11 protein-coding genes are annotated in these 14,158 nt (G+C 36.3%); 9 read left to right on the top strand and 2 right to left on the bottom strand.

Features of this window, described 5'->3' with window-relative positions; translation table 11 throughout:
• Positions 1-220: 220 nt before the first annotated feature.
• The gene (locus tag Q0947_RS01105) at positions 221-472 is read right to left on the bottom strand and encodes a type B 50S ribosomal protein L31 (protein ID WP_299390418.1); all 252 of its coding nucleotides are present in this window, start codon (positions 470-472) and stop codon (positions 221-223) included.
• Between the two features lie 262 nt (positions 473-734).
• Here Q0947_RS01105 and Q0947_RS01100 point away from each other — a divergent pair, with 262 nt between their 5' ends.
• The 7 genes from Q0947_RS01100 to Q0947_RS01070 all read left to right on the top strand — a co-directional run bounded on the left by Q0947_RS01100 (position 735) and on the right by Q0947_RS01070 (position 7,689).
• The gene (locus Q0947_RS01100; RefSeq protein ID WP_299390415.1) at positions 735-1,244 is read left to right on the top strand and encodes a DUF4199 domain-containing protein; all 510 of its coding nucleotides are present in this window, start codon (positions 735-737) and stop codon (positions 1,242-1,244) included.
• Positions 1,245-1,301: 57 nt separating this feature from the next.
• The gene (locus tag Q0947_RS01095; protein WP_299390414.1) at positions 1,302-2,249 is read left to right on the top strand and encodes a glycosyltransferase family 2 protein; all 948 of its coding nucleotides are present in this window, start codon (positions 1,302-1,304) and stop codon (positions 2,247-2,249) included.
• 80 nt (positions 2,250-2,329) lie between these two features.
• Complete coding sequence (locus tag Q0947_RS01090; protein WP_299390411.1) at positions 2,330-4,057, top strand: phospho-sugar mutase; 1,728 nt, start codon at positions 2,330-2,332, stop codon at positions 4,055-4,057.
• Positions 4,058-5,884 carry an ABC transporter ATP-binding protein gene (locus tag Q0947_RS01085; RefSeq protein WP_299390408.1) on the top strand — a complete coding sequence of 609 codons (1,827 nt, stop codon included), beginning with the start codon at positions 4,058-4,060 and terminating at the stop codon, positions 5,882-5,884. It begins immediately after the preceding gene.
• Between the two features lie 288 nt (positions 5,885-6,172).
• Positions 6,173-6,715, top strand: coding sequence for an RNA polymerase sigma factor (locus Q0947_RS01080; protein WP_299390405.1), 543 nt, complete (start codon positions 6,173-6,175; stop codon positions 6,713-6,715).
• Positions 6,716-6,748: 33 nt separating this feature from the next.
• Positions 6,749-7,261 (top strand): hypothetical protein, encoded by a 513-nt coding sequence (locus Q0947_RS01075; RefSeq protein WP_299390402.1) that lies wholly within the window; start codon positions 6,749-6,751, stop codon positions 7,259-7,261.
• A complete protein-coding gene (locus tag Q0947_RS01070; RefSeq protein WP_299390399.1) occupies positions 7,258-7,689 on the top strand; it encodes a sensor of ECF-type sigma factor in 432 nt (143 codons plus the stop codon). The genes Q0947_RS01075 and Q0947_RS01070 overlap by 4 nt, the downstream gene beginning before the upstream one ends.
• A gap of 86 nt (positions 7,690-7,775) precedes the next feature.
• On the opposite strand, the gene Q0947_RS01065 is transcribed toward Q0947_RS01070, so the two are convergent.
• On the bottom strand, positions 7,776-8,822 hold the full coding sequence (locus Q0947_RS01065) for an oxidoreductase (protein ID WP_299390397.1): 1,047 nt from the start codon (positions 8,820-8,822) through the stop codon (positions 7,776-7,778).
• Positions 8,823-8,975: 153 nt separating this feature from the next.
• On the opposite strand from Q0947_RS01065, the gene Q0947_RS01060 reads away from it, so the two are divergent.
• Both Q0947_RS01060 and purL read left to right on the top strand, forming a co-directional pair.
• Positions 8,976-10,187 (top strand): methyltransferase domain-containing protein, encoded by a 1,212-nt coding sequence (locus Q0947_RS01060; protein ID WP_299390394.1) that lies wholly within the window; start codon positions 8,976-8,978, stop codon positions 10,185-10,187.
• A 207-nt stretch (positions 10,188-10,394) separates the two neighbouring features.
• Positions 10,395-14,090 (top strand): phosphoribosylformylglycinamidine synthase, encoded by a 3,696-nt coding sequence (purL, locus tag Q0947_RS01055; RefSeq protein WP_299390391.1) that lies wholly within the window; start codon positions 10,395-10,397, stop codon positions 14,088-14,090.
• Positions 14,091-14,158 lie beyond the last annotated feature (68 nt).

Genomic DNA, 14,158 nt, shown 5'->3' with positions numbered 1-14,158 from the left:
ATTATATTAGAAGTTAATTGAGTACAAAAAATAAATTCTTAATAAAAATTGATAACATAAGAAAAAGAGAGAAATCACATCCAACCTAAGTAAAACCTAAGTTTAACTATTGTAGTCTTTGTAATTGCAACTGTTTCAGGGCGCAAAAATAAGTTATTTATAGAAAACAAAAAAAGCCTTCAGACAATATCTGAAGGCTTTTAATATCTTGAACACTAAATTATTTCTTGAATTTAGCGTATTTATTTTTAAATTTATCAATACGACCTGCCGTATCTACCAACTTAGATTTACCAGTGTAGAAAGGGTGAGATGATCTTGAAATCTCCATCTTCACAAGTGGATACTCAACGCCGTCAACCTCAATAGTTTCATTTGTATCTGCTGTAGATTTAGTCAAAAACACGTCTTCATTTGACATATCTTTAAATGCTACTAGTCTATAATTTTCTGGATGTATACCTTTTTTCATCTCTAAATACTTTAATATCGTTCAATTTTTGGAAGTGCAAATTTAAGTATTTTTTCCGTCTGTGCAATAGATTTGCTTTTATTTTTTGTCATTTTATTGTATGTCAAATAAAAACCAACAAATACGTCACTTAAAATTCACCTTCGATATCGCGAATATATGGAATTTATTAGAGCGAGATTCACACTTTCGTGGGTATAAATTGTAACGTTTGCATATATTTGCTTACTAACTAACAAATGAACCAACTTACTATATAATTATGGAAACACAAAAACCAGCCATTAAACCAATTGCATATACTTACGGATTATACCTTGCACTTGTTAGCGTCATCGTTTTAGTAATCATGTATGTTGCTAATTTAGAAAAAAGTTGGATGCTCTCCATCGCGAGCTCCCTTGCCTCCATTGTTGTTTTTGTTTATGGAATTAAAACCTACAAACATCAAAATGCTGGCTTCTTAACCATAAGCGATGCCATGAAAGTTGGATTAGCTATTGCCGTTATTGGAGGGATTCTTGCGGGTATTTATGCATATTTACATTACGCATACATCTATCCGGAATTTATTGATATCGCAAGAGATCAAGCCTACCTTGAAATATCTACACAGAATCCAAATATGAGCGAAGAACAGATTTCTAAAACCATGGAAATAAGCAACATCTTTATGACGCCTATGTTCTTCAGTTTAACAACTGTTATCGGGTCTTTATTGTTTGGACTTGTGGTTTCTGTAATTGCCGGATTAATCATGAAGAAAGATTAAAGTAAGGTTATCTCTAATTTCGTTACTTTTATATCATCACCATTTGAAAACACATCAATGAACATATCAGTAGTTATACCACTACTCAACGAACAAGAATCGTTAACTGAATTACATGATTGGATTGCAAGAGTGATGCTATCCAATCAATTTTCTTATGAAATCATTTTTATTGATGATGGCAGCACCGATGATTCGTGGAAGGTGATAGAACAATTATCAGAAAAAGATCATAACGTAAAAGGGATTCGTTTTTTGCGGAATTTTGGAAAATCTCAAGCACTGCATGCCGGTTTTGAAAAAGCTCAGGGCGACGTGGTTATTACCATGGATGCCGATTTGCAGGACAATCCAGAAGAAATCCCAGAACTTTATGCAATGATTACCAATCAACATTATGATTTGGTATCTGGTTGGAAAAAGAAGCGATATGATTCTGTAATTTCCAAAAATCTGCCTTCCAAATTATTTAATTGGGCGGCGCGCCAAACTTCAGGAGTAAAATTGAACGATTTTAACTGCGGATTGAAAGCTTACAACCTTGAAGTCGTGAAAAACATTGATGTTAATGGCGAAATGCACCGTTACATTCCGGTTTTGGCTAAAAATGCAGGTTTTTCTAAAATTGGAGAGAAAGTTGTACTCCACCAAGCTCGAAAATATGGCACTACTAAATTTGGAATGAACCGTTTTATTCACGGTTTTTTAGACTTGCTAACTATTTGGTTTCTATCTCGATTTGCAAGACGGCCAATGCATCTTTTTGGCGCTTTAGGAGTTATCATGTTGTTTATCGGACTTGGTTTCACGCTTTATTTAGGCATTGATAAAGTCTTTATAAATCCTGGAGGACGCTTAATTACTGATCGTCCACAATTCTATATCGCCTTATCCACAATGGTTATCGGGACACAATTTTTTATAGCCGGATTTTTAGGGGAGATCGTTTTAAGAACCAAAGAAGACAAGAAACGTTATCTTATCAATGACGAATTGAACTTTTAGTTCTTCACATTTAAAATCGATTTCAAGTCCACATTTATTGAATTCCTTATTTTTGCATTATAAATCATAATCACAGCAGCATGATCTACATCGAACCAAAAATTTTAGAACGTATCAATACGTGGCTAACACCAACTTTTGATCAGGAAACGCAAGACAAGATTAAAGACAGTATTGCTTTCCAACCTAAAGAAATCCAGGATGCTTTTTATAAGGATCTCGAATTTGGTACCGGTGGCATGCGCGGCGTTATGGGTGTGGGCACCAACCGTATTAATAAATATACCTTAGGAAGAAATACACAAGGCTTGAGCAATTATTTGCATGAGCAGTTTCCTAATGAAAAACTCAAGGTGGTCATTGCTTATGACTGTAGACATAATAGTAAATCCTTAGCTAAAGTTGTCGCTGATGTATTTTCAGCAAATAACATTGAAGTTTATTTATTTGAAGATTTACGCACCACGCCAGAATTATCATTTTCAGTAAAACATTTGGATTGTCATTGCGGCATCGTACTTACGGCCTCTCATAATCCTCCAGAATATAATGGTTACAAAGTGTATTGGCAAGATGGCGGACAATTAGTGCCACCTCAAGATGCAGAAATTATTAAAGAAATCAACAGTCTGGATTATTCTGAAATCAAATTTGAGGCAAACGAAAATCTCATCAATTATATTGGAAAAGAAGTGGATGATGCATTTATCAATGCTTCAGTTAAAAACGGAAATTTCACCAACAAGGAAGCTAAAGAAGACCTAACCATGGTGTTCACATCGCTTCACGGGACATCTATTACGACAGTTCCTGAAACATTAAAACGTGCAGGCTACAAAAATGTGCATCTTGTGAAGGAGCAAGAGGTTCCAAATGGTGATTTCCCAACGGTTAAATCGCCTAACCCTGAAGAACCTGAAGCTTTAAAAATGGCCACAGAACTCGCAGAAACATTAAATGCCGATATCGTAATTGGTACAGATCCTGATTGCGACCGACTTGGCGTTGCCGTTAGAGATTTGGATAATAAATTAGTGCTTCTTAATGGTAATCAGGCCATGTTGGTAATGACCGATTTCCTACTGCAACAATGGAGAAAAGAAGGCAAACTTGATGGTAATGAATTTGTAGGTTCAACAATTGTGTCTACGCCAATGGTGGAAGTTTTAACAAAATCCTACGGTGTTGATTACAAAGAAGGCTTAACCGGATTTAAATGGATTGCCAAAATGATCAAGGATTTTCCTGAGCTCGACTTTATTGGTGGTGGCGAAGAAAGTTTCGGATTTATGGTGGGCGATTTTGTGCGCGATAAAGATGCGGTCACTTCCACCCTATTGGCTTGTGAAATTGCTGCACAGGCAAAAGCTGAAGGCAGCTCATTTTACGAAAGATTATTACAATTATATGTGACACATGGTCTTTATAAGGAACATTTAGTGTCTATTACCAAAAAAGGCATGGAAGGCGCACAAGAAATCAATCAGATGATGATTGACGCCAGAGAAAACCCATTAAAAGAAATTAATGGTTCCAAAGTGACGCGCATTGAAGATTATCAGCTTTCAAAAGCAAAGAATTTTATAACGAATCAAGAAGAAGAAATAGCCATCCCAAAATCGAACGTTATTATTTATTACACTGAAGATGGCAGTAAAATAGCTTTGAGACCTAGTGGAACAGAGCCAAAAATAAAGTTTTATTTGAGCGTCAATACACCATTGTCATCTGTTGAAGAATTTTCAAAAGTAGATGCACAACTACAGCAAAAAATTGATGCGATACTTAAAGACATGCACCTGAATTAAATGGAATATTTAAAAAAGTTTTATCGGTTTATTATTCCGTATAAAAAATATGCTTACCTCAACATTTTTTTCAACATCCTATATGCACTATTCAGCACCCTATCGTTTGTTGCGTTAATTCCGATCTTTAAGGTTATTTTTAATGATCAACGCGAAGTGGTGACTGAACCTACTTTTGAAGGTATAGGCAGCATTAAGAGCTATGTTGAAGATTATCTCAATTACTTTATCAGTGATAAAATTGAGGTTTATGGCGACTTCAAAGTGCTAATGCTCATGGTAGGCGTGATTATCAGTATCTTTTTACTGAAAAATCTCTTCAATTACCTTGCGATGTTTTACATCACATTTTTAAGAAATGGGGTATTAAAAGACATCAGAAATGTACTGTTTGATAAAATAGTCACCTTACCACTCGCCTTCTATTCTGAAAAAACTAAAGGAGATACCATTTCCCGCGTCAGCAGTGATGTTGACGAAGTAAAAAACTCATTTTTAGCTATTTTAGAAATGATTGTCAGAGAACCTTTAACCATTTTGTTCTCTTTGATAGCGATGCTTATTTTGAGCGCTAAACTGACCTTATTTGTTTTTATATTCATTCCGATTTCAGGCTTTATCATCTCAAAAGTTGGTAAATCACTTAAAAAAGGATCTTTAAAAGTACAGCAGGAACAAGGAATCTTTCTTTCAATATTGGAAGAAACCATGTCAGGTTTGCGCATTATCAAAGCTTTTGATGTAGAACATGTGTTTGCCAAAAAGTTTGAAGATTCCAACCAGCGTTACTATACATATTCCAACACACTGCTAAATCGTCAAAATTTAGCGTCGCCAATTAGTGAGTTTTTAGGCATCATTGTTATCGGGATTTTGTTGGTCTATGGTGGATATTTGGTGTTTGTGGACAATTCTATGGATGCCAGTTTCTTTATTGGCTATATCACTCTTGCCTATAACATTTTAACGCCAGCAAAGGCAATTGCAAAAGCAAGTTATGGCGTTAAAAAAGGAAACGGTGCGGCAAACAGGATCTTGGAGTTTTTAGAATCTGAAAATACCATTCAGGAAATTGAAAATCCTGTTGTTAAGGAACAATTCGAGTCGAACGTTAAAGTAGATAACATTTCCTTTAAATATCAAGATGATTTAGTCCTTAAAAACTTTAATCTCAATGTTCCGAAAGGAAAAACAGTAGCACTCGTTGGACAGTCTGGAAGTGGAAAAAGCACCATCGCGAACCTTCTTACCAGGTTTTATGATGTAAATGAAGGTACTATTTCTATTGATGGTGTAAATATTAAAGATTTGTCCCAAACCTCACTTCGCGCGATGTTAGGTGTGGTATCTCAAGATTCTATCTTATTTAATGACACCATTAAAAACAATCTAAAAATTGGTAAGCAAAACGCTACTGATGAAGAAGTCATTGAAGCCTTAAAAATTGCCAACGCTTGGGAGTTTGTTAAAGACCTTCCAAATGGCATAGATTCTAATATTGGTGACTCAGGAAATAAATTATCTGGCGGTCAGAAGCAACGATTGAGTATTGCCAGAGCGGTGCTTAAAAATCCACCAATCATGATTCTTGATGAGGCAACATCTGCTTTAGATACTGAAAGTGAACGCTTAGTACAATCTGCTCTCGAAAATATGATGCGCAACAGAACGTCAATTGTTATCGCCCATCGCTTGTCTACCATTCAAAATGCGGACGAAATTGTAGTGATGCAAAAAGGTGAAATTGTAGAGCAAGGAACGCACAATGAACTCATTCAAAAAAATGGCGTTTACAAAATGCTTGTGGATATGCAAAGTTTTGAATAAACCCAACCCACTTTAAATTAAAAAAAGGATGCCACTATCGTGAAGCATCCTTTTTTTTATAACAATCAATGCTTGGGGAGGCATTAATCTTAAGTAGGTTAGTGATACAAATATATTCCATTTCATAATATAAAACAAGAAAAAATCGCATTTTATCGTATTTATTTGCGTTTAATCGATACAACAAACCTTTAATCATTGATTTACAATACGTTACAATTACCTATAATTTTTGAATTAAATATTAAACTTTTTATACCTTGAGCAGTCTTATAAAAAAACGTTTTTGTGGATAATGACGCCGCTCTCATCTTAAGATTGACTTCCGAAAAGACCAAAGACTCGGCTTTTAAGGAGTTACTAGCGCTCTATAAAGAACGTTTATATTGGCATATCCGTAAGATTGTAAGATCTCATGATGATGCTGATGATGTGCTACAAAACACCTTCATTAAAGTCTACAAAAATATCCATAACTTTAAAGGGGAAAGCAAACTGTTTTCTTGGATGTATCGTATTGCCACTAATGAAGCCATCACCCATTTAAAGCTCAATGCCAAATTAAAAAACATCAACAGCGAAGAATTACAAGAGCAGACCATGGCGAATCTTGAAGCTGATGTGTATTTTGAAGGCAACGACATTCAATTAAAATTACAGCAAGCCATGGCCACGTTGCCTCAAAAACAGCAGTTAGTTTTTAATATGCGCTATTTTGATGATTTGAAATATTCAGAAATGTCTGAGATTTTGGAAACAAGTGAAGGCGCATTAAAGGCATCTTATCATATAGCAGTGAAGAAAATTGAAGCTTATTTAACAAGCGATTAAACCTTTCGTTAAATAATACGTCATACTAATAGCATGAAAAAAAGTAAGTTACATACAATTAAGGAACCAGGTTTTAAAACACCTGACTCTTATTTTGACAATTTTGATGAACGTCTATTCAAAAAAATGGCGGTTCAAAAGGAAATGTCAGAGATGGATGGTCCTGGTTATAAAGTACCGGAACATTACTTTGAGAGTTTTGATGCTAAATTAGAAAATCGACTTAAAGATGTTCAACAACCTAAAGTGAGATCGTTGGTGTCATGGCGAAAGGCCGCCTATATTTCGGGTGCTGCCGCGGTTCTCGTTTTGATGTTTACAGTTTTCCTGAAATCTGATAATATCTTAACAATAAATCAGGTGGAAACAGCCTCTATTGAAAGTTATCTTAATAATGAAAACTTAAATATTTATGACATTACCTCATTATTGAATGCTGAGGATATTGTGGTGGATGATTTTGTAGCAAACACTTTTACTGATGAATCTTTAGAAAACTACTTAATTAATAATGCTTCTATTGAAGATTTAATAAACGACAAATGAAAAAAATTATTATCACATTATGTGTAGTCTTAACCTCATGGTCTACATTTTCCCAAAATTCTGACCGAAGAGAAAAAATAAAGGCACTTAAAGTCGCTTTTATTACAGAACGTTTGGCATTAACTGAAACTGAAGCTCAAAAATTCTGGCCTATTTATAACACTTATGAAAATAAGAAAGATGAGCAACGTAGAATGGGTTATGAAAAGCGTAAACAAATTTCGGAAGACATGACTGAAGCGCAAGCCAAAGCCATGCTTAAAGACTTTGTAGCATTCGAAAAAGAACGTGAAGACTTACGCTCCAATTTTGTGGAAAGTCTGTTGAAAGTCATGCCTGCTAAAAAAATCATTCAATTAAAACTGGCAGAAGAAGAATTCAACCGAAAAATGCTTCAAGAATATAAAAAGCGTCATAGCAAGGATTAAACCTTCAAGACGGACCACTTTAAAAATTAAAATCCCAAATCCCAACGAAAAGGAATTTGGGATTTTTTTATAAATACACTAATTGGTTAGTTAAAATTCAATCGCGAGATTCTTCCTTTCCCGGCAGCATACGCTACACTATCGTTTAAAAAGCGTAAGGTATAAAAGCCTTCATCACTTAAATGTTTCCATGTGTTACCAGAATCGTATGAATAATCAATGCCTTTAAATCCTACAGCAACCAACTCCTTCCCTCCTTTATTAGGAACATACTGCACACAACTTCTATAGCCCGGTTCTTCACCATCGCCAACTATTTTCCAAGTTCTACCTCCATCTGTAGTTTTCATTTTATTAGCTTTGGTTTGCTCAGGTTTTGTATAATCGCCGCCAATTGCAAATCCGTTTTTGGCATCATAAAAATCAATGGAATAAATACCCGTTGTCTCTTCTCCGTTAACCATTGGGGTTTCAAAAACCTCCCAAGACTCCCCCTTATTTGGAGAAAATAAAATACGGCTGGTTTTTCCACCGGTCGCAATCCATGTATTGTCGCCTACAATGGCAATATTACTGTTGCTGGCTGCAAATGCCGCTTCCCCTTCTTTTACTTTTGGTAATTGATCGCACGCAATTTTGTTCCACGTTTCCCCTCCATCACGCGTAAAAATGATGCTCATACAATCATCTGTTGGATCACCAATAGCGAGGCCTTCCTTCGAATTCCAAAACGCCAAAGCATCATAAAACACCTTTTCATGTTCTTCCTTATAAACAATTTCCATTGCTCCTGTTTCGCCTGTTTTATATAGCAATGCTGGATTTCCAACGCTTAACATAAAGAAATCATTAACCGTTCTGGCTACAGCTCTAAACTGTAAATCTAACGTATCATAACTCTGTTTTGCCGTTCCCCATTGATCAGTGAGCGGATTGTACAATCCAAAAACGCCGTTATTGGCAGCAAAAGCCATGCTCCTATCAGAAGCCACATCAATGGCTCTTATACTTAAAAGCGAATCATTCAAAATGGTTTCTATCTGAACTGAGTCTCTATTTTTGTTGACTTTTTGATCGTCGTTTTTACAAGAAAATAGCGTTGAAACCAGCAAAACACAGAGTAAAATTCTCATCATTATATTTTTTATGGAAAGGTAATTGTTTTCGCATTAAAAATATTAAAATAAGGATACATTCGCAGCATTTTAGCGTAACTTTGCAATCGCAATTTTTTATATTAAACTACAGTCGTTCAATTATACGACTTACAATATACAACTTAACAAATGAGGTTACACAGAAATCTATGTTTTGCAGTTATTGATGGATTGATGCTCGTTTTTAATGAAGGTCAATACGCTGACAAAGTCATACAACAACTATTAAAACGCGACAAACGTTGGGGAGCCCGCGATCGCGCTTTTGTGGCAGAAACTACTTATGACATTGTAAGATGGAAACGCCTCTATGCTGAAATTGCTGAAGTAAAAGAACCTTTTGATAGAGATAATATTTGGAGAATGTTTGCTGTTTGGGCAACCTTAAAAGGCATTAAACTTCCGGATTGGTCTTATTTTGAAAATACCCCTACCCGCAAAATCAAAGGAAAATTTGATGAACTTTCTAAAATTAGAAAATACAGAGAGTCTATTCCTGATTGGATGGATGAAATGGGAGAGAAAGAATTGGGTGCTGAACTTTGGACCAAAGAAATCAGTGCTTTAAATCAGCAAGCCGATGTTATTTTAAGGGTCAACACGCTTCAAACAACTAAGGAAAAACTTCAAGCGGAATTATTCGACTTGGATATTGAAACAGAATTCTTAGCAGATTACCCAGATGCTTTAAAATTAAAAGAACGTGCTAACGTTTTTCAAACTGAAGCTTTTAAAAATGGCCATTTTGAAGTGCAGGATGCGTCCTCTCAATTGGTGGCTGAATTTTTAAATGTGCAACCAGGAATGCGCGTTGTAGACACGTGTGCGGGTGCAGGTGGGAAAGCTTTACATATTGCTACCTTAATGCAAAATAAAGGTCAGGTGATTGCTCTTGATATTTATGGCAATAAGCTGAATGAATTGAAGCGTAGAGCGAAACGTAACGGCGTTTTTAATGTTGAAACACGTGCGATTGAAAGCACCAAAGTCATCAAAAAACTATATGATAAAGCTGATCGTGTATTGATTGATGCACCTTGTTCAGGTTTGGGCGTACTGAGAAGAAATCCGGATGCTAAATGGAAATTGCAACCAGAATTTATTGAGAACATCAAAAAAACCCAACAGGAAATTTTGCAACAATACGCAAGAATCGTGAAATCTGGAGGTCAATTGGTGTACGCAACATGCTCGATATTGCCATCAGAAAACCAAGATCAGGTAAATGAATTTCTAAAATCTGAAATCGGAAAAGACTTTACTTTTGTTAAAGACGAAAAAATCATGTCTCATAAATCAGGATTTGACGGATTCTATATGGCATTGATCCAGAAAAATTAAGGCATAACACTTTATCTACCCTAAAAAATTAAGTTTCAGGAACTATAGATATCGTAAAAATGAACCCATAAATTAGTACAAAAAGCGACCTTCAACAAGTCGCTTTTTTTTATGATACATTTTAAAAAAATATGCTTAAAAAAGATTAATTTTGCACTTTCAAAACACAACATGACTGCTTCAAAGGCGGCCACAAACTAAGACATAATGATTCATTTCTTTGGAAACGCAAGCAGCAAGCTATTCGCTGTTCAAACAACAAAAGAATTAGACGCTGAAACCATCGCTAAATTAGTGTGGTTATTTGGCAATCAACCGAAAATAGAACAAGCATCTCTCGATGCTTTTTTTGTTGGTCCTCGAGCTGCAATGATTACTCCTTGGAGTACCAATGCTGTTGAAATTACTCAAAACATGGGGATTTCTGACATCATTCGTATTGAGGAATTTCAAGCTGTAGCTGAAGATTTCAAAGATTATGACCCTATGATCTCTGAAAAGTATCAAGGGCTCAACCAAGATTCCTTCACCATTCACATTCAACCAGAAGCAATTTTAGAAATTGAAGATATCGCTGCCTATAACCAAAAAGAAGGCTTAGCGCTGAACGATGAAGAGATTGAGTATTTAGAAGGTGTATCTAAAAAAATTGGAAGAAAATTAACGGATTCTGAAGTCTTCGGATTCTCACAAGTCAATAGTGAGCATTGCCGTCATAAAATATTCAATGGCACATTTGTGATTGATGGAGAGGAAAAAGAAACATCGTTATTTAAGATGATTCGCGAGACTTCAAACAAAAATCCGAACTCTATTGTTTCGGCATACAAAGACAACGTAGCGTTTATACAAGGGCCAACTGTGGAGCAATTTGCACCAAAAACAGCTGACAAGCCCGATTTTTATCAAACAAAACCATTCGAATCAGTTATTTCATTAAAAGCTGAAACGCATAACTTCCCAACTACTGTAGAGCCTTTTAATGGTGCTGCAACTGGTTCAGGTGGAGAAATTAGAGACAGACTCGCAGGTGGAAAAGGTTCTTTGCCATTGGCAGGAACTGCTGTGTATATGACCTCTTATTCAAGATTGGAAGAAAACCGTCCTTGGGAACAAAAAATGGATGCACGTCCTTGGTTGTACCAAACACCAATGGATATCTTAATAAAAGCAAGTAATGGTGCTTCCGATTTTGGAAACAAATTTGGTCAACCATTAATTTGCGGTTCAATTTTGACGTTTGAGCATGACGAAAACTCGGATAGCACTCTGAGCGCAGCCGAAGGGTCCGCACGAAAGTTAGGCTATGATAAAGTCATCATGCAAGCAGGAGGAATTGGGTATGGAAAAGCGGATCAAGCTTTAAAAGACAGCCCTAAAACTGGTGATAAAGTTGTTATATTAGGTGGCGAAAACTACCGTATTGGTATGGGTGGTGCTGCAGTATCTTCTGCTGATACTGGAGAGTTTTCTACAGGAATCACTTTAAATGCCGTACAACGTTCCAATCCTGAAATGCAAAAACGTGCTGCCAACGCGGTTCGTGGAATGGTTGAAAGTGACGAAAACTTTATCGTTTCCATTCATGATCATGGTGCTGGCGGACATTTAAACTGTTTGAGCGAATTGGTAGAAGAAACTGGTGGACTTATCGATTTAGATAAATTACCTGTTGGCGACCCTACCCTTTCTGCAAAAGAAATTATCGGTAATGAATCGCAAGAACGTATGGGCTTGGTCATTGCTGAAAAACACGTAGAAACTTTACAAAAAATAGCTGATCGTGAGCGTTCCCCAATGTATACTGTTGGAGATGTTACAGGAAATAACCGATTTACGTTTGAATCTAAAACTACTGGTGCAAAACCAATGGATTTAGAAATGAATGACATGTTTGGAAGTTCTCCAAAAACAATCATGACAGACACAACGGTTACTCGTAATTATGAAGCGGTTACCTATGCTAAAGATAAATTTAATGATTACTTAGACCAATTATTACAGTTAGAAGCTGTAGCAAGTAAAGATTGGCTTACCAATAAAGTTGACCGTTGTGTTGGCGGTAAAGTTGCAAAACAGCAATGTGCTGGCCCATTGCAATTACCACTGAACAACGTGGCGGTAATGGCTTTAGATTATAAAGGAAAAGAAGGTGTAGCAACATCCATTGGGCACTCGCCAATTTCAGGTTTAATTGACCCTGCAGCAGGAAGTAGAAATGGAATTACTGAAGCGCTTACCAACATTATTTGGGCGCCATTAAAAGACGGCTTGCAAAGTGTGTCACTTTCAGCTAACTGGATGTGGCCTTGTAAAAACGAAGGTGAAGATGCACGCCTTTACGAAGCTGTAAAAGCAGTTTCTGAGTTTTCAATTGACTTAGGAATCAATGTTCCGACAGGAAAAGATTCGCTTTCTATGAAGCAGAAATACCCTAATGAAGAGGTTATTTCTCCAGGAACGGTGATCATTTCTGCAGCAGCAAACTGTAACGACATCACCAAAGTAGTAGAGCCTGTTTTCAAAAAGGATGCGGGACCTGTTTACTATATTAATCTATCACAAGACGATTTTAAATTAGGTGGCAGTTCTTTCGCGCAAATTGTGAATAAAATTGGTGATGAAACACCTAAAGTTCAACAAGCTGCGTATGTGAAAACGGTTTTCAACACAATTCAAAATTTAATTAAGGACAATCAAATTGTTGCCGGCCATGATGTGGCTTCAGGCGGATTGATAACCACCTTATTGGAACTTTGTTTTGCAGATAACAATTTGGGTGCGAAATTGGATCTGACGACTATCGGTGAAGAAGATTCCTTTAAACTGTTATTTTCTGAAAATGCAGGTCTTGTTTTTCAAACCATTGACACTTCCGCAGAAGACCTCCTGACTAACGCAAATATTGAGTTTTTCAAAATAGGAACTGTTGTTGAAGGCGACAACTTGAACATATTATACGGTACAGATGTTTATAATCTAACGGTTTCAAAACTGAGAGATACGTGGTTCAAAACCTCTTTCCTACTCGATCAGAAGCAAACAGCCAACGGATTAGCGCAAGACCGTTTTGATAATTATAAAAATCAACCCTTACAATTTAAATTCCCTGAGCATTTTACGGGAGTATTAGAGAACGCCAGAGGTTCAGAAAACCGTCCAAAAGCGGCTATTTTACGTGAGAAAGGTTCAAACTCTGAAAGAGAGATGGCAAACGCCATGTACCTTGCCGGATTTGATGTAAAAGACGTCCACATGACCGATTTAATATCAGGCCGTGAAACCTTAGAAGACATTCAATTTTTAGGTGCTGTAGGTGGCTTCTCAAATTCTGACGTATTAGGTTCTGCTAAAGGTTGGGCAGGTGCTATAAAATACAACGAGAAAGCTAATAAAGTAATCAAGGATTTCTTTAAAAGAGAAGATACACTTTCAGTAGGTATTTGTAATGGTGCACAACTTTGGATGGAATTGGAGTTGGTAAATCCGGAACATGAAACTCATGGAAAGTTGACGTATAACAATTCGAAAAAACACGAAAGTGGATTTATATCTGTAGAAATTCAGAAAAACAACTCGGTAATGCTTTCAACTTTAGAAGGTAGCAAACTGGGGGTTTGGATTTCTCATGGCGAAGGAAAATTCAAATTACCACTTTCAGAAGACAACTATCAGATTGTAGCAAAATATGGCTACGAAGGTTATCCTGCAAATCCAAATGGATCTGACTTCAACACGGCCATGATGTGCGATACAACAGGACGTCATTTGGTAACCATGCCACATATTGAACGTTCTATTTTTCAGTGGAACTGGGCACATTACCCAGACGCTAGAAAAGATGAAGTTTCACCTTGGTTAGAGGCCTTTGTGAATGCTCGCAAATGGATTGAAAACAGATAATATTCAGTTATCATATTAAGATTGCCAAGGGGTTTTTATTAACAAAAACCCCTTTTTTTTGGTCTACA

Source organism: uncultured Gelidibacter sp., from assembly GCF_947500795.1.
Taxonomy (GTDB): Bacteria; Bacteroidota; Bacteroidia; order Flavobacteriales; family Flavobacteriaceae; genus Gelidibacter.
The sequence above is the reverse complement of the archived record's forward strand: the minus strand, read 5'-3'. Positions and strand labels throughout refer to the sequence as shown.

Excerpts from the sequence above, each read along its gene's own strand:
- Q0947_RS01105 (WP_299390418.1), bottom strand. The coding sequence starts at position 472 with ATGAAAAAAGGTATACATCCAGAAAATTATAGACTAGTAGCATTTAAA.
- Q0947_RS01100 (WP_299390415.1), top strand. The coding sequence starts at position 735 with ATGGAAACACAAAAACCAGCCATTAAACCAATTGCATATACTTACGGA.
- Q0947_RS01095 (WP_299390414.1), top strand. The coding sequence starts at position 1,302 with ATGAACATATCAGTAGTTATACCACTACTCAACGAACAAGAATCGTTA.
- Q0947_RS01090 (WP_299390411.1), top strand. The coding sequence starts at position 2,330 with ATGATCTACATCGAACCAAAAATTTTAGAACGTATCAATACGTGGCTA.
- Q0947_RS01085 (WP_299390408.1), top strand. The coding sequence starts at position 4,058 with ATGGAATATTTAAAAAAGTTTTATCGGTTTATTATTCCGTATAAAAAA.
- Q0947_RS01075 (WP_299390402.1), top strand. The coding sequence starts at position 6,749 with ATGAAAAAAAGTAAGTTACATACAATTAAGGAACCAGGTTTTAAAACA.
- Q0947_RS01070 (WP_299390399.1), top strand. The coding sequence starts at position 7,258 with ATGAAAAAAATTATTATCACATTATGTGTAGTCTTAACCTCATGGTCT.
- Q0947_RS01065 (WP_299390397.1), bottom strand. The coding sequence starts at position 8,822 with ATGAGAATTTTACTCTGTGTTTTGCTGGTTTCAACGCTATTTTCTTGT.
- Q0947_RS01060 (WP_299390394.1), top strand. The coding sequence starts at position 8,976 with ATGAGGTTACACAGAAATCTATGTTTTGCAGTTATTGATGGATTGATG.
- purL (WP_299390391.1), top strand. The coding sequence starts at position 10,395 with ATGATTCATTTCTTTGGAAACGCAAGCAGCAAGCTATTCGCTGTTCAA.